Source organism: Marinobacter sp. F4206 (assembly GCF_019392195.1).
Lineage (GTDB): Bacteria > Pseudomonadota > Gammaproteobacteria > Pseudomonadales > Oleiphilaceae > Marinobacter.
The window spans coordinates 159,987-179,128 of sequence record NZ_JAHXKI010000002.1 but is presented as its reverse complement, the minus strand read 5'-3'; the positions used below and the strand labels follow the sequence as shown (position 1 = coordinate 179,128).

Sequence of the window (19,142 nt, the reverse complement as noted above, 5' to 3'; positions counted from 1 at the left end):
TTTCAACTCAAGTTACTTCGTTGATAGTCGTGCCCAGCAGGTAACCATCGCCGTCCGGTTCGCAGCGCAGCACCTCGCAGACGGTCTCCAGTGGTGGAATCTCGTCGCCGGTGGGGCGGAGCAGTGTTTTCAGTTCCTCGCCAACGGCAACCGGACGATGCACCAACAGCTGCATGCCGGTGGCGCTGAGATCCCGGCAGATGCCGGTAAAGACCTCACCGTTGCCATCGGTCAGTTCTATCTCCGAGTTCACCTGCATCCGGTGAAAGTCCCGCTTCTCCGAATAGTCCCTCATGGTATCAGGCCCAGTTGTCAGTTTTTCTTGTTGGTTTGAGCATTGGAATGATCAGCGCCAGGAGTACGCCACCGAGAACGAGGCCGGCTCCCAACAACATGAAATCCGATTCCTTGCTGGCTTCCAAACGCTCATTTTCTGCCGTCAGCACTTCCAGATCATTGCGGATCTTCTGGTTTTCTTCGCGCAATTCACGGTTGCGACGCTCCAGATTGATCGAGTCCGCGGCAATGCTCTTGATGCGTTGAAGCTCTTCCTGAAGCGCCTGGGAGCGGTCTGAGAGTGAGGATTCGGAGCTTTCGAGGGAATTGCGCTCTTTGGTTACTTCCGACAGCTGTTCCTTGACCTGCGACAGCTCATTCCGGGTTTGCTCCAGTTCGCGATTTGCTCGCTGGAGACGATCGGCGGCGATGGGTGTGTCGCTGAGGTACTGGCTTGAGACCCAGCCCTCGGTGCCTTTGGGTGTGCGCACCCGCGTATATCCTGACTCAGTTGTTTCCAGTACCTCCAGAGGAGTGCCGCTTGGAACGGCATTCTCGATGATCCGGAACTGGGTACCGGCTCCGGCGCGAACCGGCAGGTACAGTTGGTCATCGACCCAAACGGTTTTGGCCTGGGCGACTGCCACAGAAGACACAATTAACAGTACACTGACAAGAAGACGGAAAGGCGTCACTGGATACAATCCCTGAGTTAGACGGTTAAAAAGCGGTCATTAATCAAAGGCGCAATTTTGTCATAGATAATAGGCCATTCAAGCGGGCCAGCATTACAATAAACTCATGGAGTGCGCGTCTTTGCTCAAGGCAGCACGGCCTTGAATGGCTTGACGGTTACCCTCTGGTACACGCCCGCGTCGATGTAGGGGTCGGCATCGGCCCATGCCTGCGCGGCCTCCAGCGAATCAAATTCGGCGACGACCAGGCTGCCGCTGAAGCCGGCTTCTCCCGGGTCCGGGGTGTCGATGGCGGGGTGGGGGCCTGCGACGAGCAGGCGACCTTCGGCTTTCAGCGCCTGCAGGCGCTCAAGATGCGCGGGTCGCGCAGACTGGCGCATCGGCAGGCTGTTCTCGACGTCCTCGCTGATGATTGCGTAGTACATTCAGCTCTCCATTGTCCTGTTGAATACCGAATCTCGTCCGGCAATGAGATGTAATACAGCATCAGGGTCTGACTGGTACACTAGTCGACGAACCGGCACCGTTGCCGACCCACTGATTCAGGAATTTCTGTGACTATACCGCAAGCCCCCGCATTGTGCATTGATCTGCACTGCCACAGCACAGCCTCTGACGGGGCCCTGGCGCCCACCTCACTGGTGCATCGGGCAGTGGAGCGGGGGGTGACACATCTGGCCCTCACCGACCATGACACGATTTCGGGCCTGGCGGAAGCCGGGGTGGCCGCCAGTGAGCAGGGCCTGGTCATGATTCCGGGCATTGAGCTGTCCTGTCTCTGGAAAAGCCGAACCATTCACATCGTTGGTCTGGATTTTAACCCGACGGATGAGCGCTTTCTGGCAGCACTGGAGCGGCAGAATGAAAATCGGTGGGCTAGGGCACGGATGATTGCCGAACGTTTGAGCAAACTTAAAGTCCCGGATCTGCTTGAGCGTGCCACCGAGGCATCGGGCGGCGATGTACCCGGGCGCCCCCATTTTGCGCAGATACTGGTGCAGGAGGGTGTGGTCAGTAACACCGCCCAGGCTTTCAAGCGCCATCTTGGAAATGGCAAGCCCGGTGACGTGAAAGCCTACTGGCCGGAGCTGGAGGAAGTAGTGGGCTGGATTAACGACGCCGGCGGTATTGCGGTGTTGGCCCACCCGCGGAAGTATCAGCTGACAGCAACGAAACTGAGAGAGCTGACGGGTGATTTTCGTCGTGCCGGCGGCCGGGCGATCGAGGTCTCAGCGTCGGGTCAGTCCAGTGGAGATCTGGGATTCCTGGCTGAACTCTGTCGGCGGGAGGGGTTGCTGGCTTCCCAGGGTAGTGATTTCCACTTTCCGGGCGCCGCCTGGTGTGAGCTCGGGCGTATCATGAAAATGCCAGACGGGCTCGAGCCGGTCTGGCATCATTTCAAAACACCTGTGGAGGCGTCCGCGTCGGCTTAGTCCGGCGCGTGGAACAGCAGGTAAAGGTCAGTCAAAGAATCCGGAATGGCATCGGCCATCTGGCGTGACAGCTTGTCGCTGTTACGGACCTTCTGGAAATCCTCGTCATCGAACAGCCCAGACAGCGTGAGCATGGGAACCAGAAGGTCCGCTGTCTCTTCCTCACTCGCTGCCTCTAGCCACTCGTCCTCATGCTCGAGGAACGTATCCACAAAACCGGCGCACCAGTTTTCTAGCGCATTCATGGGATCGCCGTCTTCTGGTTCCGGGAGCTCGAGAGCCTGCCCCATGTCCAGGGAGTGGGCCATGTCCCCGGAAAGCTTATGGACGCAGCGGGCAAAGATTTCGGGAACCTCGCCGCCGGGCACCGTCTGGGTGCCCGTGGCGAGGCGGAAGATGTCTTCCGCGCTCAACTCTGCCGGGCCGACGACGCTGGCACAGACGACTCCGTGCAGGCCGAAGAAGTCCAGGGCTTCGTCGCCCCAGGGATCGGCAAACAGGATGTCTTCCAGCGCTTCAATGTCGGAATTGGATAGCATTCGTTAGTTACTCCCGGCTTTCTTGGCCTCTTCCGCGGCGCGTTGGCGCTTACGGACTTCTCTTGGGTCATTGTAGGCACGACCGGGTGTCACCGGAACGTCAATCGCAGGTTGTTCCTGTGGCTTGGTCTCTTCGGCCGCGCTGCTGGACGGTTTGCTGGCCTGCTCGCTCGCGGGTTTTGACTCGGCTTCAGGCGTGGTAGCCGGCTTCGGCTCTGGCGCCCGGGACTCGGGTGTTTTCTGATCAGACGCCTTTTGCTCCGGCTGGCTCTGCTCAGGTGTCTTAGGCTCCGAAGTGCTGGCTGCGGCTTTGGGCCGGTTCTCCGGCGCCGGTTTGGCCTGAGCGGCCGGTTTTTCGTCGACCCGCTTTTCTGAGGGCGCTGTTTCGGCCTTTGCTTCGGCTTTAGCAGGCGCGGCCTGCTCGGCCTTGGCTGCGGGCGCGGTTTCTGCTTTCTCGCCTTTGGGGGCAGCGGCTTCTGTGGGCTTGGCTGAAGCCTTGGCAGGCTCGGCCGCCTCGATCTTATCGGCTGCCGCCGGGCTCTCCGCGTTGTCCGACGATTTCGGCTTTCGTCCGGCACTGGCCTTTGTCTCGGTCTCGGTCTTTGCCGGGGCAGGCAGGCTGGCTGGCGCTTCCGCGGCGGTACTTTCGCCGCCCTTGGTCTCGGGCTTTGCCTCTCCCTTGTCAGCCACCTTTGGCTCAGCCGACTTCTCGGCTTTTTCTGCTGCCGGTTTCTCTGCCTTGGCTTCTGCCGGTTTCTCTGCCTTGGCTTCTGCCGATTTTTCAGTCTTGGCTTCAGCAGGTTTCGCGACTTTGGCTTCCGCGGTTGGCTCAGCCTTGGGCGAGGTTGCTTGGGGTTCGGTCTTGGCCTGTTTTGGCTGATCGGCCTTTTCCGAAGTGGCCGCGGCCTTCGCACGATTATCCGGGCGCTCTTCAGTTTGCTTCACGTCCGGCTTGCCAGCAGATTCCAGCGGTTGCTCAGGCTGGGTATCCTTCTGGTGTTTGTCACTGCGTGTAGCCTTGCGGTCCGCCGGCGTGGAAGAGGGTGTTTCGGTCGGCGAACCGTCACGCCCACGTTGACGACGCGGCTTGCCGCGCTTCTCGCCGCCGGCGCTTTTCTCGGCGTTGGCCGGCTTCTTCGCGGGACCTTGCTGATCCTTTTGCTCGCGAGTTTCTTTTTGCTCCCGTTGGGGCTTGTTGCGGCCCTGACCACGGCCTCGACCCTGGGCTTCCTTACGACCCTCACCACCTTTGTTGTCGGCAGCCTTGTCTGCTGCCGGGCGGTTCTGATTGCCCCGGTTTTGATCATCGCTCCGGTTGCGGCCGCGACCGCGGTTGTCATCACCGCGGTTCTGCTGGCCGCCCTGACGACGGTCGCCGCCGCTTCGGTTGCCACCTGTGCGCTGGTCGTCGCGGGCGACCCGGGATTTGCGACGGTCCTGACGACCCTGGGTTCGACGGTCCTCGCGCGCAGCCCTGTTCTTCTCTCGGGTCTCCGCAGGTTGCTCTTCGTCACCGGAGAAGAAGCTGGAGATCTTGCGGCCCAGACGGCGGAAAAGACCTTCTTCCTGATCGGGAACCTCAGCCGCCTTCGCAGCTGGCTTGGGAGCCGGAGCAGACGGGCGGATAGCCTTGACCGCAGCCTGTTCACGTGCCGGGCGCTCGGGCGCCGGTGCCTCAAACACCTCTTCTTCACGCTCGCTGTATTCCTGGGCCACCTGATGGCTGGAGATGTGCTCGGGCGTGGTTTCATCCTGACGCATGCGCAGGATTTCAAAGTGGGGAGTCTCCATATGGGGGACCGGCACTACGACCACGCTGACTTCCTGGCGGGCTTCGATATCGGCCAGCTGCTTGCGCTTCTCGTTCAGCAGGAAGGTGGCCACGGAAACGGGGACCACAGCCCGGACTTCGCCGGTCTTTTCCTTGGAGGATTCTTCGTAAATCAGACGCATGATGCTCAGAGCCAGGGACTCGATACCCCGGATGGTGCCCTGACCCTCACAGCGCGGGCAGACTTCGCTTCGAGTCTCGCCCAGTGACGGACGCAGACGCTGGCGCGACATCTCCAGCAGGCCGAAGCGGGAGATTTTTCCAACCTGAACCCGTGCACGGTCGATTTCCAGGGCCTCGCGCATTTTCTGCTCGACTTCCCGCTGATGCTTGGCCGGGGTCATGTCGATGAAGTCGATGACGATCAGACCGCCCATGTCACGCAAGCGTAATTGGCGGGCAATTTCTTCGGCCGCTTCAAGGTTGGTTTGTAGTGCGGTCTCCTCGATATCGTGCCCTTTGGTGGCGCGGGAGGAGTTGATATCGATTGAGACCAGGGCCTCGGTTGGATCGATAACGATAGAGCCGCCTGACGGGAGTTTTACTTCGCGCTCGAAAGCGGTCTCGATCTGGCCTTCGATCTGATATCGGCTGAACAGGGGGATTTCGTCCTTGTACAGCTTGATCTTGTTCTCGAACGTGGGCATGACGGCGCGCACGAAGTTGAGGACGTCTTCGTACACTCCGTTGGCATCGATGAGCACTTCGCCGATGTCCTGGCGGAGGTAGTCACGTACCGCACGGATAATGACGTTGCTTTCCTGATGGATCAGGAATGGCGCTTTTCGCTCGCCGGCCGCCTGGGTAATGGCTTCCCAGAACTGTACCAGGTAGTCGAGGTCCCACTGGAGTTCTTCCGTGGTCCGACCGATACCGGCCGTGCGCACGATAATGCCCATGGACTTGGGCACTTGGACGTCGTTCATGGCCTCTTTCAGCTGTGCCCGCTCGTCACCCTCGATACGCCGCGATATGCCTCCAGCGCGGGGGTTGTTGGGCATCAGCACCAGGTAACGTCCGGCGAGTGAAATGAAGGTGGTCAGGGCTGCGCCTTTGTTGCCACGCTCTTCCTTGTCGACCTGAATAATAACTTCCTGGCCTTCGGAGACCACGTCCTTGATGTTGATCTTGCCTTCGATCTGGCCCGGCGATTTCTTGAAGTACTCCTTGGAGATTTCCTTCAGGGGCAGAAAGCCATGGCGTTCGGCGCCAAAGTCGACAAACGCGGCTTCGAGGCTGGGCTCGACGCGGGTGATGCGACCCTTGTAGATGTTGGCTTTTTTCTGCTCGCGTGAGCTGGATTCGATGTCGAGGTCGAACAGACGCTGGCCGTCGACCAGAGCTACGCGCAACTCTTCGGGATGAGTTGCATTGATAAGCATTCTTTTCATGGAAAGAAAGGGTTCCTGTCGTTTGGTTTTGACAGAAAACCAGAGGGGATCGCATCAGCGAAGCGGGATGTGCGTGCCGCGGGGCTCTTCTACATCAAGAGCAAGCCGGCGGCCAGACGAATCAGACCCTTATGGGGTGCGATTCTCTTGGTCTGAGACCACCGACGGTCCCGCTGCCTGTGGGCAGCGAGAGGTCGTGTAAGGTTCGTGTCTGTTGACGCATGTTATCCGTTTTCAGGTTCACTCAGGTGCCTGGGTCTCACGTCGTATTCGTAAGCTGGACGGCCCGGCCCTGCGTGGCAATGATTCTTCGCGATGTCGCCCGTCGGTTTTCCGCACGGTTTTCCACTTCTCCCGAAGGCAGGTTAACAGCCGTCATCGGTCTGTCCTGGAGCTCCGGGAGCACTTCCTGCGCCGATCCCGATAGTGATTGGGCATACGGCGTTCAAACTCTCGAATAGTGTCGGTATACTTCTGCCGCTCCGGCTTCTGACTGGAGTTCGTCAGGCCGTAGACAAACGGCAGAGCACGCCGGAATATAACAGTATTCGGGTGGCCGTTCAATCCCGCAAACACGCCTCTATTAAGGAATTCTATGCCTCGCAAGCCCGCGACAAGAAAATCCGCCCGGAATGATAGGCCTGAAGCGCAATCCGGTGGTCGGAAGGAGGTGCGCCAGGCCGTCCAGTGGGTCACGGTTGATGAGGATAACGAGGGGCAGCGGGTGGATAATTTCCTGCTTGCTCAGCTGCGGGGGGTGCCTAAAAGCATCATCTACCGGGTGGTGCGCAAAGGCGAGGTGCGCGTAAACAAGGGGCGCGTCAAGCCGGATACGCGTCTCAAGGCAGGTGATCAGGTCCGCATTCCGCCAGTGACCAGAAAGGAGAAGCCGGCTCAGGTCGAGCCGGGCAGTCGGGTCCAGGAGGTCATGGAAGCTGCGGTCGTCTTTGAGAATGACCAGATGCTGGTGGTCAATAAGCCCTCGGGCATTGCCGTTCATGGCGGCAGCGGTCTCAGTTTTGGTCTGATTGAGGTGTTGCGCTCAGCTCGGCCAGAGTCCCGGTTCCTGGAGTTGGTGCATCGGCTTGATCGGGATACCTCGGGCCTGGTTATGGTTGCCAAGAAGCGGTCGGCACTGCGGTTCCTCCAGGATGAATTGCGTCAGAAGCGAATCCGGAAGCACTATCACGCCCTGGTCGCCGGCCATTGGTCAGAGTCGGTTGGTCGCGTGGACGAGCCGCTGTTGCGTTACGAAATGCCCAATGGCGAGCGTCGGGTGAAAGTTGACGATGCTGGCAAGTCTTCGCTGACCGTTTTTCGGTGTCTGGCGCGTTACGGGGGGTACAGTTTGGTGGAGGCATCGCCGATTACGGGCAGGACCCACCAGATCCGGGTTCACTGTGCCTGGGAAGGTCATCCGATTGCCGGTGATGACAAGTATATGGATGATGTGAGCCTGAAAGCGTTTCGGTCCATCGGCGGCCAGCGGCTCATGCTGCATGCCCGCGCCCTCGAGTTCACTCTGCCGGCAACCGGCGAGGCAATGCGCCTGGAAGCGCCCTACGATGATGCATTTAATGACGTGCTCAGAAAACTCGAAGCGCGCAACAGGGGTCAATAAATGAAGGTCAAGGTCGTTATCTTTGATTGGGATGGAACCCTGGTGGATTCCGTCGAGCACATTGCTGAAAGCCTGCATCAGGCTGCTACCGAGCTGGGGTATCCGCAGCTTGAGCGGGAGGCCTATCGGGATATCATTGGGCTCGGCATGGTTGAGGCGCTGGAAAAGCTCTACCCGGGGATCAGTCGGGATGAAATGAATGCTATTCGGGAAGGCTATGGCCGGTATTTCTTCAGCAAGGTGACGTCACCGCAGAATGTCTTTAAGGGCATGGCCGACGTCGTTACGGATCTTCGCACTTCGGGGCGTGGCTGCTCTGTTGCCACCGGAAAAAGTCGACGCGGTCTGGATATGGCTCTGGTTTCCAGTGGTCTTGGTAAGCACTTCGATATTACCCGGTGTGCAGATGAAACCCGCTCCAAGCCTGATCCTGCCATGCTTGAGGAGATTGTTCGCTTCTACGGAATCGACCCGTCGGAAGCCGTTATGATTGGCGACACCCGGTACGATCTGGATATGGCCCAGCGTTTGGGGATGCCGTCGATTGGTGTTGAGTGGGGGGTGCACAAGCGCGACGTTCTGGAGGATTATTCCCCTCATGCCGTCGTTAATTCGGTGGCCGATCTCCGCCGGGTGCTCGGGCTCTGACGCTTAAATCAAAATAATGTTGCTGACAGGATGTGTGCATGACTGACTGGGATTCCGAAAAAACGCCTGAATGGGGTGATAAGCCTGTTTCGCCGGAGGAGGGGGGTAAGCCCCGTGCTGGCCGTAAGGGGCCGGCCCTGCCGCCCGAAAGCGGGCGCGACTGGAAGTTGATTGAAAAGCTGGTGATGTCCCTGCAGTCCGAGCAACGCCGCAGTCGGCGCTGGGGTATCTTCTTCAAGTTTCTGACCTTCGGTTACCTGTTTGCCCTCCTGTTCATGTTCAAGTTTCCTCTGGGCGACACCATCGATGCGGCGACGGGAAAGCATACCGCGCTGGTCGAGGTGAGCGGCCCGATTGCGGCCGATGAGTTGGCCAGTGCGGATAACATCGTGGGTGCGCTGCGCTCGGCGTTTGAAGAGAAAAATGCAATGGCTGTGGTATTGCGGATCAACAGTCCGGGCGGCAGCCCTGTGCAGTCGGGCTATGTCTACGACGAGATCAAGCGCCTGCGGGAAGAGTATCCCGACAAGAAGGTGTATGCGGTGATTTCGGACATCGGGGCCTCCGGTGCCTATTACATTGCATCCGCGGCCGATGAAATCTACGCCAACCGTGCCAGTCTGGTCGGTTCCATTGGTGTGGTAGCTGGCGGCTTCGGTTTTACGGGTGTCATGGAAAAGGTGGGGGTGGAGCGCCGGCTCTACACCGCCGGTGAGAATAAGGCGTTCCTTGACCCGTTTTCGCCGGAAGAGGATGACGAGGTGGCGTTCTGGCAAGGGGTTCTTGAAAGTACTCATGGCCAGTTCATTGAAGCCGTCAAGGCGGGCCGGGGCGACCGGCTTGCGGACGATGGTCGTCTGTTCAGCGGGCTGGTCTGGAGTGGCGAGCAGGCGGTGGAGCTGGGGCTTGTTGATGGCCTGGGTAGTTCGTCCTGGGTGGCCCGCCAGATCGTCGGTCAGGAAGAGCTGGTGGACTACAGTCGACACAAATCGCCGTTGCAGGACTTTGTCGATCAGCTTGGTGTTGCCGTTGGTGAGGGTTTCGCCGGCCAGATGCTGGAGTCCCGCCTGGAGCTCCGCTAGGCAGGGTGCTGGAAGGGGCGGTTCAGGTTTCAAGCAATGGGTTTCGCCCCCAGTTTCTCAGCATGTCGTTCAAAGCGATCAGTGGCAGGCCGATCAGGCTGTTAGGGTCGCGTCCTTCCATGTGGCTGAACAGGGCAATACCCAGTCCCTCCATGCGGAAGCTGCCGGCGCAGTCATAGGGCTGTTCCTTGCGAAGGTAGGCGTCAATCTCGGCGAACGTCAGATCCCTGAAATGCACGGAAAATGGCTCGCAGTGGTTTTGTGCGTTTCCGGATCGGGTGTCGAGCAGGGTCAGTCCGGTCATGAATTGCACGGCGTGGCCGCTGCTCTGGCTCAATTGCCAAACGGCCTGCTCGTGGTTTCCAGGTTTGTTCAGCAGGGTGCCATTTGGCAGGCAGGCGACCTGGTCGGATCCGATTATCCAGTGCGCCGGGTAGCGGTCTGCCAGGGCGCGGGCTTTTGTTTCCGATAAGCGGGTGGCCAGTTGGTCTGCGGTTTCGCCCGGTTGCGGGGTCTCGTCAATCTCGGGACTGGCGCTTTCGAAGGGCAGGCCGAGCCTTTGGAGCAGGTTCCGGCGGTAGGGCGATGACGAAGCCAGAAGGAGCGGGGAGGAGGTCATCTTTCTATTCCTTATGACGTCTGTTGGTGTTGCGCAAGGTGTCTTATCGTAGAATACACCTATCTTCGTCGGAACCCCTGGCCAAAAGACAACGAAGTCTTTGACACCAGAGGGCCGCGCCCCTAAAATTGCGCGCCTATGTCAAAAGCTCCGCACGCCGAGTTGCCCAAGTCTGTCGATCCCTACCGATTGGCGGAACACAACAGCACGCTGGAGGGAGAGATTCCCCTCAGTGCGTTGACTCGTTTCCGTGAAGCGGTTTTGGGTGTTGATGAAGGTGCCGTGTGCAGCGTTAAGCTGTCCTTTTACATGGATGCTGAGCGCCGCCGCATCGCGTCGGGTGAGCTGGAGGCTCCAGTCGATCTGGAGTGTCAGCGTTGCATGGGTGCCATGCAAACGACACTGGTATCCCGGTTCACACTGGGACTGGCGACCAGCGATGAGCAAGCGCAGCAGTTGCCGAAAGATCTTGAACCGTTCCTGACAGATGATTTCAGTGCGGATCTCTGGTCAATGGTTGAGGACGAGTTACTGCTGGTGCTGCCGGCATTCCCGCTGCATGACCGGAATGAGTGTCCGGCCCGGGAAGAGCTGGAAGCGCTCGAGCCGGACGGTTCTCCGGCGCAGCCGGAGGAGCCGCGGAAAGAGAATCCTTTCAGCGTGCTGGCGGATCTCAAGAAGACGAAACATTAAGCAGGTGCGGGCTCTGATCGGGGGTCGGCGCATTACAACGAACACACGTTTTATTTACGTTAACAGGTCAGGAGCATAATCATGGCTGTACAGCAAAACCGAAAGACCCGTTCCAAGCGTGGCATGCGCCGCTCTCACGACGCCCTGAGCGCCGCCGCTCTGTCCACTGATGCGACTACCGGTGAAGTTCATCGTCGTCACCATGTCTCTCCAGACGGCTTTTACCGCGGCAAGCAGGTAATTGAAGCGCGCGACGAGTAATTTCGTTACGAAAAGGCGCCGCCCTGTGTCGGATGGAGAAGCGGTGAACCCGGTTACCATTGCGATTGACGCCATGAGCGGTGACCGCGGAGCCACAGTGGTGGCTTCCGCGGCGCTGGATGCGGTGCGCGAAAACGAAGCCTTGAGTATCGTTCTGGTCGGAATACGGAGCGAGCTTGAGGCTTTGTTGCGTGAAGGCCACGCCCGAATTCGCATCGTCGAGGCGGCAGACGTGGTGAGGATGAACGAGCGCCCGTCCCACGCCCTTCGGCACAAGAAAAATTCGTCCATGGCGATTGCCCTCAGCCTGGTCCGCGATGGCGAGGCACAGGGCTGCGTAAGTGCCGGCAATACCGGTGCCCTGATGGCGTTTGGTCGCTCCATCATCCGCATGTACCCGGGTATCGAGCGCCCGGCCATTTCCAAGCTGATTCCTTCCCTGCGGGGGCGGTGCCATGTCCTGGACCTCGGGGCCAACGTCGATTCGACCGCAGAAAACCTCTACCAATACGCCCTGATGGGATCCCTTATGGCGTCGGCCATGTCGCGCCAGTCTGAGCCGCGTGTGGCGTTGCTGAATGTGGGTGAGGAAGAGATCAAGGGTAACGAGCAGGTTCGTCTGGCGTCCCACATGCTTGCCCAGTGCGATACCATCAACTACATCGGTTACGTCGAAGGCAGTGATCTGTTCAGGGATGTGGCGGACGTGGTGGTCTGTGACGGTTTTGTTGGCAACATTGCCCTCAAAACCGGCGAAGGCGTCGCCGGTCTGCTGATTGAGCTGATGGAGCAGGCCTTTACCCGCACACTATACGGGCGGGTGGTCGGAATGCTGGCCCGGCCTATTATCGGCCGTCTTCTGCGGCTGATGGATCCGTCTCGTCACAATGGTGCAAGCTTGCTCGGGCTGCAGGGTGTCGTTATCAAGAGCCATGGCAATGCCAATGAGCGCGCCATGCTGGCGGCCATCCGCCAGGCCGTTCGGGAAGTGGAGCTCGAAGTGCCGCGACGTATCAACGAGCGTCTCGACGACCTCATGTTGTAACTCCCTGAGACTAAAGTCTGTCCTGTTTCTTTCGTGTATTCGCGGATAATTGGCCTAACTTGTACTATTGGCTAATCTCCCGTAACCCCTCAATGACGTTAAGATCCTGTTTATGAAATCAGCCTTTATTTTTCCCGGTCAAGGGTCCCAGTCTGTTGGCATGCTTGCTGATGCTGCAGAGGCGTGGCCCATTATCAACAGAACCTTCGCCGAGGCATCCAATGTGCTTGGGTACGACCTCTGGCAGCTCTGCCAGAAAGGTCCGGCGGAAGAGCTGAATCAGACCATGGTGACGCAGCCCGCGTTGCTGACGGCCAGTGTTGCTCTGTGGCGTCATTGGCTCGTGGCTGGCGGCAGTAAGCCCGATTTTGTGGCGGGCCACAGCCTGGGTGAGTACAGTGCGCTGGTCGCATCGGAAAGCCTGGATTTTGTCGAGGCCGTCAAGCTGGTTCGCCTTCGGGGCGAGCTTATGCAGGATGCGGTTCCGGCCGGCGAAGGCAAGATGGCGGCGATTCTCGGTCTTGAGGATGATGATGTTGTCGCAGCCTGCGCAAGCGCCGCTCAGGGTGACGTGGTCGCGGCGGTTAACTTCAATGCGCCGGGTCAGGTTGTGATCGCCGGTTCTGCAGCGGCTGTGGAACGCGCTATCGAGGCGTGCAAGGAAAAGGGTGCCCGTAAGGCCATGCCGCTTCCTGTCAGTGTTCCCTCCCACTGTGCACTTATGAAGGGTGCCGCGAAGGAACTGGCCGAAGCGCTTGAGGACGTGCGTTTTAATGACGCTGTCATACCGGTTATACAAAATGTTAACGCCGCTGCCGAGACCGATTCCGATACACTCAAGGCCAATCTGCTGAAGCAGCTCTATTCTCCCGTGCTCTGGACCGATTCCGTGCGGGCATTGGTTAACAATGGGGTAGAAGTGGCTGTTGAATGCGGCACCGGCAAGGTACTTGCCGGTCTGATCAAGCGCATTGATCGCGGTCTGGCGGTTCACGGTATCGAGGAGCCGGATTCTCTGGCAAAAGCGCTGGACGCATTCGGTCAGTCATAACGAAAGGGAGTTATTCATGTCTCTGGAAGGCAAAACCGCACTGGTGACCGGTGCAACGCGTGGCATTGGCAAGGCCATTGCCCGGGCGCTGGCAGAACAGGGTGCTGAAGTCGTGGGCACCGCGACCAGTGCCGAAGGTGCTGAATCCATCTCCAATGATCTCAAGTCTGCCGGCCTGAAAGGCTACGGTATCGTCATGAATGTGGCGGATCCCGAAAGCATTGATACCGGCCTGAAAGCATTAACGGAGAAATCCGGTGCGCCTCAGGTGCTGGTCAACAATGCCGGTATCACCCGTGATAACCTGCTGATGCGCTTGAAAGATGATGACTGGGGCTCGGTTCTGGAAACCAACCTGTCCAGCGTCTATCGCACCAGCAAGGCCGTGCTCAGGGGGATGGCGAAGGCCAAGTGGGGGCGGATCATAAACATCAGTTCCGTGGTTGCCGGTATGGGGAACCCGGGCCAGGCCAATTACTGCGCAGCCAAGGCAGGTGTCGAAGGCTTTACGCGCAGTCTGGCCAAGGAAATGTCGAATCGGGGGATTACTGCGAACTGCGTGGCGCCCGGGTTTATCGACACAGATATGACAAAAAAACTGGACGACAAGCAGCGTGAAGCTATGCTGGAAATCATACCTGCGGGTCGTCTGGGTGAGCCGGAAGAAGTGGCAGCAGTGGTTGCCTTTCTGGCGTCAGATGCAGCCGGATACGTGAGCGGCGAGACCATTCACGTCAACGGCGGAATGTACATGGGATAAGCGCCTGGAGTTGCTTGCACGCAACCCCTTGTCGCACAACATGTTTGACCGAATCCCTGCTTGTTTGCGGGTGGGGTTTAAACTAAACTGGCAGCACTAGAGTTGCTTGGTTGACACACAAAGTGAGGACATTATGAGTACAGTTGAAGAGCGCGTTAAGAAGATTGTTTGTGAACAGTTGGGCGTAAAGGAGTCCGAGGTTCAGAACACATCTTCTTTTGTAGAGGATCTTGGCGCTGACTCACTGGACACCGTTGAGCTGGTTATGGCACTGGAAGAGGAATTTGAAACTGAAATTCCTGATGAAGAAGCCGAGAAGCTGGCCAGTGTTCAGGACGCGATTGACTACATTGTCGCGCACACCTGATACTCTGCAGTAATCAAAGCCAGGCAAGAAGCCGTCCTTGTGACCAAACTAAGGACGGCTTTTTTATTGGCTGAATTTCGGGTTCAATCGGTGAACGGATGCACTCAGACTAGATTCAGGTGAAAGGGGTTATGAGCAAACGACGGGTTGTCATCACAGGCATGGGTATGTTGTCTCCTCTAGGCAACGACGTACAGAGTTCCTGGGAAGGCGTTCGGGCAGGTCGCAGCGGTATTGGCATGATCGAGCGGTTTGACACGTCCGGGTACAGCGCGCGTATTGGCGGAGCCATCAGGGATCTGGATCTTGAACCCTGGCTGTCCACCAAAGATGCCAGAAAGCTTGATGCCTTTATTCATTACGGTCTGATTGCAGCGCAACAGGCCGTCGATGACAGCGGACTGAACGACTACGACGAACTCGACAAGGATCGGGCAGGTATTGCCATCGGATCTGGTATTGGAGGTCTGGAATACATCGAGAAGAATGTTCTGACCATGGACAAGTCCGGTCCCCGCAAGGTGTCACCGTTTTTTGTGCCTGCGTCGGTCATCAACATGATATCCGGCAACGCTGCCATCCGATTTGGCTACCGCGGTCCCAATATTGCCATTGTCACTGCCTGTACCACAGGCACCCATAACATTGGTTACGCGGCACGCACCATAGCCTATGGCGATGCCGATGTAATGCTCGCGGGTGGTTCGGAAATGGCGACCACCCGTACGGGCATTGCCGCGTTCTCCGCAGCCCGCGCATTGTCCACCCGCAACGAAGAGCCGGAGAAAGCCAGCCGCCCCTGGGATCGTGATCGCGACGGCTTTGTGTTGAGTGACGGCGCGGGTGTCGTGGTTCTCGAAGAACTGGAGCATGCCAAAAAGCGGGGGGCGTCCATTTACGGGGAAGTGATCGGCTTTGGTATGAGTGATGACGCCCACCATATTACTGCGCCGCCCGAGAGCGGAGAGGGCGCCGCAAGGTCCATGCGGAACGCGATCCGTGATGCGGGAATCAGTCCCGATGAGATTGATTACATCAACGCCCACGGTACCTCCACCCTGGTCGGCGACGTCGCCGAGGTGGCTGCAGTGAAGAGTGTCTTTGGCGACCATGCCCGGAAACTGGCCATGAGCAGTACCAAGTCCATGACCGGGCATCTGCTCGGCGCCGCCGGCGCGGTCGAAGGTATTTTCTCCGTGCTTGCGATCCGTGACGGAGTATTGCCGCCGACAATCAATCTGGACAATCCTGATGAAGGTTGTGATCTGGATTTTGTCGCCAATGCCAGCCGCGAATCGAACGTCGGTGTGACTCTTTCCAATTCCTTTGGTTTTGGTGGCACTAACGGCACACTGATCTTTCGTCGTTACGAGGACTGAGCATTTCCATGCTCAACCTCTTCTGGGCGGACGAGGGCGGCCTTCCTGCTGCTGACAGAGGGCTTGCCTATGGTGATGGACTGTTTGAGACCATCCGCATGGAGGGGCGCCAGGGTGTTCTCCTTTCACGGCATATCAACCGGTTGACTCGGGATGCTGCGCGGCTGGGCATCGCCGTATCGGGACGCGAGCTGAGGTCGGTCTGTGCCCAGGCTGCTCACCGGCTCGCCGGCGGTTTTGGTGACGCAGGCTGGATTCTCAAGCTGACCCTGACGCGAGGCGCCGGCGGTCGTGGCTATCGTCCGGATCCGGTTATGGTTCCCAACCTGATGGTGGCTGCGGCCTCAATTCCGCCCGTGCCAGATCCCGGTGGTGTCGTCGCAGACTTCTCCCGGATTCCGTTGACAGTGAATCCGCTGTTTGCGGGCATCAAGTCACTTAATCGGCTTGAGCAGGTCATGGCTGCGAGGGATCTGGACGACCGGCTTTTTGAAGTCATCATGTCGGATAGCGCCGGCCATCTGATCGAGGGCACCAGAACCAACCTTCTGGTCAAGGTTCGGGATGGCTGGATAACGCCGGCTGGCGCCACCCTGGCGGTGTCGGGGGTCATGCGCGAATGGGTGCTTGAGCGCTTGCGGGAACGGGGCGAGCACGTGGAAGAGCGCCCGTTAACGACGGACGATATTCTGGGGTCTGATTGTCTGGGCCTGTATCTGGTCAACAGCGTGCTTGGCATTGTTCCGGTTCGCACTCTCGCCGACCACGATTTGCCTGTCGAAACCGGACTTGCGACAATCTTCAATCCTTTCGAACTACTGGAATAATTCCTTTGCTCAAGAAGTTACTGATAGCCTCTGTTTGTGCGGCAATACTGGTCGGGGCCGGCACCGGGCTCTGGGTGTGGCAGGGTTTGCAAACCCTGGAAAAGCCGGTGGCTCTGAAGGAGCCGGTTCTATTCAGCGTGCCCACCGGCACGGCGTTCAGTCAGGTCGCCCGAATGCTCGAACGTGAGGGTCTGGTTGACAAGAGTCTGTGGCTGCGGTTGCACGGGCGTCTCTATCCGGGGCAGGCCCGGATTCAGGCCGGTGAATACGAGTTCACCGGCGGCATGACGCCGCTGGACATGGTGACGGCCATGGTGTCGGGTGATACCAAGCACTGGTCGGTTCAGTTTATTGAAGGCTGGACCTTCAGTGACATGAGGGCCGCCCTTGCTCGGACAGAGCGACTTGAACAGGTCACCAGGGACTGGACCGATGAGGAAATTATGGCGGCAGTGGGGGCTGAGGGCGAGCATCCGGAAGGCCGTTTCTTCCCGGATACCTACCTGTTTACCAGCACCGAATCGGATCTCGACCTTCTCAAGCGCGCGTTCAATACCATGTCCACGGTGTTGGAAGAGGAATGGGCGGGCCGGGAAGAGGGCTTGCCCTACGATTCGCCCTACGAAGCTTTGATCATGGCCTCCATTGTTGAGCGGGAAACCGGAGCGCCCCATGAGCGAGAGCAGGTGGCTGGTGTCTTCGTGCGTCGCCTGCAACAGGGTATGAGGCTGCAGACCGATCCCACGGTGATCTACGGCATGGGCGATAACTACCAGGGGCGTATCGGCAGCCGCGATCTGCGTACGCACACGCCCTATAACACTTATCGGATTGATGGTCTTCCGCCCACGCCCATTGCGTTGCCTGGTCGCGAGGCCATCCATGCAGCGTTGAACCCGGACGATGGGGACGCCCTGTACTTTGTGGCTCGGGGTGATGGCACTCACAAATTCTCCCGGACGCTGTCGGAGCACCAGAAAGCGGTTCGTGAATTCCAGCTGAATCGTCGAGAGGACTATCGGTCGTCGCCAGCGGTTCAGAGTGACGCCAGCGATGGTAATGGAGAGCAGTGATGGCCTCGCGCGGTCAGTTTATTACCTTTGAAGGAACGGAAGGGGTCGGCAAGTCGACTCAGTTGGCAAACGCGTCCACAACCCTTGAATCCCTGGGCGTTGATTTTATTGTCACCCGGGAGCCCGGTGGTACACCGATGGCGGAAGCCATCCGGGAATTACTGCTGACGCCCCGCGACGAGCCGGTTAACGATCTCACCGAATTGTTGCTCATGTTTGCTGCCCGGGCCCAGCATCTGCATACCCGCATTCTTCCGGCTCTCGAAAAGGGGCAGTGGGTGCTCTGTGATCGCTTCACCGATGCCACCTTTGCCTATCAGGGCGGGGGGCGCGGCGTTTCCGTGGACAGAATTGCCCAGTTGGAAACCCTGGTTCAGGGCGAGGTCCGGCCGGATCATGTGATCCTGCTGGACGCCCCGGTAGAAACCGGCATGAGACGGGCCAGACAGCGCGGCGAACTGGATCGTTTCGAGCAGGAGGCGGTGTCGTTTTTTCAGCGAATTCGCGACACCTACCTGGACCGCGCAAGGGCCACGCCCGACCGGTACAGCGTTGTCGACGCCGGGGCCCCTCTGGAGCAGGTCAGTGCCCGAGTGAGCGAGCTGATGTGCAAGTTTCACTCGGATCTGCTTTAATTGAGTCACATTCTCAGTAATTAAGGTCCGCTCGCGTCTATGCTGGATGCACGCCTACTGAAGTTGCCCATTGCCTCTCATCAGCACCGACATGAGCATCATCAGATAGTGGTGGGCGTTCAGGGCGAAGCGGAACTGAGCGTTGATGGTACCGGATCTCACCTGGATACCTGGAAAGCCTGCCTCGTCCCGACCGAGGCCCGCCATGATTATTGTGGTGACAACCAGAACCACGTTCTGGTGATCAATCTCGATCCCTATGTGCCCGCGATCAACACGCCCGCCCACGCCGATTACGAGCATCTCGCGCCGCTATTTGAACGTCCCCGGACACTGGGGCTGGATAACAAGCTGCAGGGGCTGGTGCAGTTCGCCGCGGGCGAATTTGACCGATCACCGTCGAACGACGGTATGAAGCGCCACCTTGCAGCCAGTATTCTCCACTGCATGGCCGAGCGGCTGAACGCGAGTCGAACAGTCGCAACGAATCGTCAGGCGATTCGCCCGGATATGGTCAGGCGTTACATCATGGAAAATCTCCATCGCAAGATCACAGTCCAGGATCTTGCGGGTGTGGCCTGTCTCAGTGTCAGTCGTTTCTACGAAATGTTCCGGGAGGTCACTGGCGTGACCCCGCATCAGTTTCTACTTCAGACCCGACTGGACCAGGCAGCCCAGCTGCTCATGTCCACCTCTCTTTCCGTCTCGGAAGTCAGCTATCGCACGGGGTTTTCGTCCCACAGTGCGTTGACCAATGCCTTGAGAAAACACAAGGGTACTACCCCCACAAAGTTACGGTTTGGTGAAAAAGTAGCCTAAATTGCGAAAAGATCGGCTTTTTCGGACGAATTTATAAAAGAATCGTAGGATTTTGTAAGCCGTGGGTCCGTAGTAATACTAAGTTAAACGGTAACCG

General features: G+C 58.5%; 21 protein-coding genes. 15 read left to right on the top strand and 6 right to left on the bottom strand.

The genetic code is table 11. The features are described 5' to 3' along the window. Positions 1–7 precede the first annotated feature (7 nt). The 3 genes from KZO34_RS03100 to KZO34_RS03090 form a co-directional block, all read right to left on the bottom strand. Positions 8–295 carry a PilZ domain-containing protein gene (locus KZO34_RS03100; protein WP_219473285.1) on the bottom strand — a complete coding sequence of 96 codons (288 nt, stop codon included), beginning with the start codon at positions 293–295 and terminating at the stop codon, positions 8–10. Positions 296–299: 4 nt separating this feature from the next. After that, positions 300–971 carry a TIGR04211 family SH3 domain-containing protein gene (locus KZO34_RS03095; RefSeq protein ID WP_219473283.1) on the bottom strand — a complete coding sequence of 224 codons (672 nt, stop codon included), beginning with the start codon at positions 969–971 and terminating at the stop codon, positions 300–302. 125 nt (positions 972–1,096) lie between these two features. Continuing rightward, on the bottom strand, positions 1,097–1,396 hold the full coding sequence (locus tag KZO34_RS03090; protein WP_219473282.1) for a YciI family protein: 300 nt from the start codon (positions 1,394–1,396) through the stop codon (positions 1,097–1,099). 129 nt (positions 1,397–1,525) lie between these two features. Between KZO34_RS03090 and KZO34_RS03085 the strand changes: the two genes are divergently transcribed. Continuing rightward, positions 1,526–2,404, top strand: coding sequence for a PHP domain-containing protein (locus KZO34_RS03085; protein WP_308318765.1), 879 nt, complete (start codon positions 1,526–1,528; stop codon positions 2,402–2,404). Here the strand turns inward: KZO34_RS03085 and KZO34_RS03080 are convergent. Together KZO34_RS03080 and rne are read right to left on the bottom strand one after the other, a co-directional pair. After that, the gene (locus KZO34_RS03080) at positions 2,401–2,943 is read right to left on the bottom strand and encodes a YecA/YgfB family protein (protein WP_219473274.1); all 543 of its coding nucleotides are present in this window, start codon (positions 2,941–2,943) and stop codon (positions 2,401–2,403) included. The genes KZO34_RS03085 and KZO34_RS03080 overlap by 4 nt on opposite strands. 3 nt (positions 2,944–2,946) lie before the next feature. Further along, on the bottom strand, positions 2,947–6,165 hold the full coding sequence (rne, locus tag KZO34_RS03075; protein ID WP_219473271.1) for a ribonuclease E: 3,219 nt from the start codon (positions 6,163–6,165) through the stop codon (positions 2,947–2,949). 595 nt (positions 6,166–6,760) lie between these two features. Between rne and rluC the strand changes: the two genes are divergently transcribed. The 3 genes from rluC to KZO34_RS03060 are packed head-to-tail and all read left to right on the top strand — an operon-like array spanning position 6,761 to position 9,516. Further along, on the top strand, positions 6,761–7,786 hold the full coding sequence (rluC, locus tag KZO34_RS03070; RefSeq protein WP_219473269.1) for a 23S rRNA pseudouridine(955/2504/2580) synthase RluC: 1,026 nt from the start codon (positions 6,761–6,763) through the stop codon (positions 7,784–7,786). Beyond that, a complete protein-coding gene (locus KZO34_RS03065) occupies positions 7,787–8,434 on the top strand; it encodes an HAD family hydrolase (RefSeq protein WP_219473267.1) in 648 nt (215 codons plus the stop codon). Positions 8,435–8,472: 38 nt separating this feature from the next. Next, the gene (locus tag KZO34_RS03060) at positions 8,473–9,516 is read left to right on the top strand and encodes a S49 family peptidase (RefSeq protein ID WP_219473259.1); all 1,044 of its coding nucleotides are present in this window, start codon (positions 8,473–8,475) and stop codon (positions 9,514–9,516) included. A gap of 22 nt (positions 9,517–9,538) precedes the next feature. Here the strand turns inward: KZO34_RS03060 and KZO34_RS03055 are convergent, their stop codons facing one another. Beyond that, positions 9,539–10,135 (bottom strand): Maf family protein, encoded by a 597-nt coding sequence (locus KZO34_RS03055; RefSeq protein WP_219473258.1) that lies wholly within the window; start codon positions 10,133–10,135, stop codon positions 9,539–9,541. Positions 10,136–10,273: 138 nt separating this feature from the next. On the opposite strand from KZO34_RS03055, the gene KZO34_RS03050 reads away from it, so the two are divergent. The 11 genes from KZO34_RS03050 to KZO34_RS03000 all read left to right on the top strand — a co-directional run bounded on the left by KZO34_RS03050 (position 10,274) and on the right by KZO34_RS03000 (position 19,045). Continuing rightward, positions 10,274–10,828, top strand: a complete 555-nt coding sequence (locus tag KZO34_RS03050; RefSeq protein WP_219473255.1) for a YceD family protein — start codon at positions 10,274–10,276, stop codon at positions 10,826–10,828. Between the two features lie 81 nt (positions 10,829–10,909). Beyond that, positions 10,910–11,089 (top strand): 50S ribosomal protein L32, encoded by a 180-nt coding sequence (gene rpmF, locus KZO34_RS03045; RefSeq protein ID WP_008174968.1) that lies wholly within the window; start codon positions 10,910–10,912, stop codon positions 11,087–11,089. 43 nt (positions 11,090–11,132) lie between these two features. Then, positions 11,133–12,134 (top strand): phosphate acyltransferase PlsX, encoded by a 1,002-nt coding sequence (gene plsX / locus KZO34_RS03040; protein ID WP_219477135.1) that lies wholly within the window; start codon positions 11,133–11,135, stop codon positions 12,132–12,134. Positions 12,135–12,246: 112 nt separating this feature from the next. Next, positions 12,247–13,185 carry an ACP S-malonyltransferase gene (gene fabD / locus KZO34_RS03035; protein WP_219473252.1) on the top strand — a complete coding sequence of 313 codons (939 nt, stop codon included), beginning with the start codon at positions 12,247–12,249 and terminating at the stop codon, positions 13,183–13,185. 16 nt (positions 13,186–13,201) lie between these two features. Further along, complete coding sequence (gene fabG, locus KZO34_RS03030) at positions 13,202–13,945, top strand: 3-oxoacyl-ACP reductase FabG (protein WP_219473250.1); 744 nt, start codon at positions 13,202–13,204, stop codon at positions 13,943–13,945. A 133-nt stretch (positions 13,946–14,078) separates the two neighbouring features. Further along, on the top strand, positions 14,079–14,312 hold the full coding sequence (gene acpP, locus KZO34_RS03025; RefSeq protein ID WP_007154069.1) for an acyl carrier protein: 234 nt from the start codon (positions 14,079–14,081) through the stop codon (positions 14,310–14,312). A 131-nt stretch (positions 14,313–14,443) separates the two neighbouring features. Further along, on the top strand, positions 14,444–15,691 hold the full coding sequence (gene fabF, locus KZO34_RS03020; RefSeq protein WP_219473248.1) for a beta-ketoacyl-ACP synthase II: 1,248 nt from the start codon (positions 14,444–14,446) through the stop codon (positions 15,689–15,691). 8 nt (positions 15,692–15,699) lie between these two features. Further along, a complete protein-coding gene (locus tag KZO34_RS03015; RefSeq protein WP_219473246.1) occupies positions 15,700–16,518 on the top strand; it encodes an aminotransferase class IV in 819 nt (272 codons plus the stop codon). A 5-nt stretch (positions 16,519–16,523) separates the two neighbouring features. Next, positions 16,524–17,591 carry an endolytic transglycosylase MltG gene (gene mltG / locus KZO34_RS03010; RefSeq protein ID WP_257900188.1) on the top strand — a complete coding sequence of 356 codons (1,068 nt, stop codon included), beginning with the start codon at positions 16,524–16,526 and terminating at the stop codon, positions 17,589–17,591. Beyond that, entirely contained in the window at positions 17,591–18,226 is a 636-nt protein-coding gene (gene tmk, locus KZO34_RS03005; protein WP_219473244.1) for a dTMP kinase, read from the top strand. Before mltG ends, tmk begins: the two co-directional genes overlap by 1 nt. A gap of 39 nt (positions 18,227–18,265) precedes the next feature. Further along, positions 18,266–19,045, top strand: coding sequence for an AraC family transcriptional regulator (locus KZO34_RS03000; protein WP_219473242.1), 780 nt, complete (start codon positions 18,266–18,268; stop codon positions 19,043–19,045). Positions 19,046–19,142 lie beyond the last annotated feature (97 nt).

Excerpts from the sequence above, each read along its gene's own strand:
- KZO34_RS03000 (WP_219473242.1), top strand. The coding sequence starts at position 18,266 with ATGCTGGATGCACGCCTACTGAAGTTGCCCATTGCCTCTCATCAGCAC.
- KZO34_RS03090 (WP_219473282.1), bottom strand. The coding sequence starts at position 1,396 with ATGTACTACGCAATCATCAGCGAGGACGTCGAGAACAGCCTGCCGATG.
- fabG (WP_219473250.1), top strand. The coding sequence starts at position 13,202 with ATGTCTCTGGAAGGCAAAACCGCACTGGTGACCGGTGCAACGCGTGGC.
- tmk (WP_219473244.1), top strand. The coding sequence starts at position 17,591 with ATGGCCTCGCGCGGTCAGTTTATTACCTTTGAAGGAACGGAAGGGGTC.
- KZO34_RS03050 (WP_219473255.1), top strand. The coding sequence starts at position 10,274 with ATGTCAAAAGCTCCGCACGCCGAGTTGCCCAAGTCTGTCGATCCCTAC.
- rluC (WP_219473269.1), top strand. The coding sequence starts at position 6,761 with ATGCCTCGCAAGCCCGCGACAAGAAAATCCGCCCGGAATGATAGGCCT.
- acpP (WP_007154069.1), top strand. The coding sequence starts at position 14,079 with ATGAGTACAGTTGAAGAGCGCGTTAAGAAGATTGTTTGTGAACAGTTG.
- KZO34_RS03015 (WP_219473246.1), top strand. The coding sequence starts at position 15,700 with ATGCTCAACCTCTTCTGGGCGGACGAGGGCGGCCTTCCTGCTGCTGAC.
- rne (WP_219473271.1), bottom strand. The coding sequence starts at position 6,165 with ATGAAAAGAATGCTTATCAATGCAACTCATCCCGAAGAGTTGCGCGTA.
- fabD (WP_219473252.1), top strand. The coding sequence starts at position 12,247 with ATGAAATCAGCCTTTATTTTTCCCGGTCAAGGGTCCCAGTCTGTTGGC.
- KZO34_RS03060 (WP_219473259.1), top strand. The coding sequence starts at position 8,473 with ATGACTGACTGGGATTCCGAAAAAACGCCTGAATGGGGTGATAAGCCT.
- KZO34_RS03100 (WP_219473285.1), bottom strand. The coding sequence starts at position 295 with ATGAGGGACTATTCGGAGAAGCGGGACTTTCACCGGATGCAGGTGAAC.
- fabF (WP_219473248.1), top strand. The coding sequence starts at position 14,444 with ATGAGCAAACGACGGGTTGTCATCACAGGCATGGGTATGTTGTCTCCT.
- KZO34_RS03080 (WP_219473274.1), bottom strand. The coding sequence starts at position 2,943 with ATGCTATCCAATTCCGACATTGAAGCGCTGGAAGACATCCTGTTTGCC.
- rpmF (WP_008174968.1), top strand. The coding sequence starts at position 10,910 with ATGGCTGTACAGCAAAACCGAAAGACCCGTTCCAAGCGTGGCATGCGC.
- KZO34_RS03065 (WP_219473267.1), top strand. The coding sequence starts at position 7,787 with ATGAAGGTCAAGGTCGTTATCTTTGATTGGGATGGAACCCTGGTGGAT.
- KZO34_RS03055 (WP_219473258.1), bottom strand. The coding sequence starts at position 10,135 with ATGACCTCCTCCCCGCTCCTTCTGGCTTCGTCATCGCCCTACCGCCGG.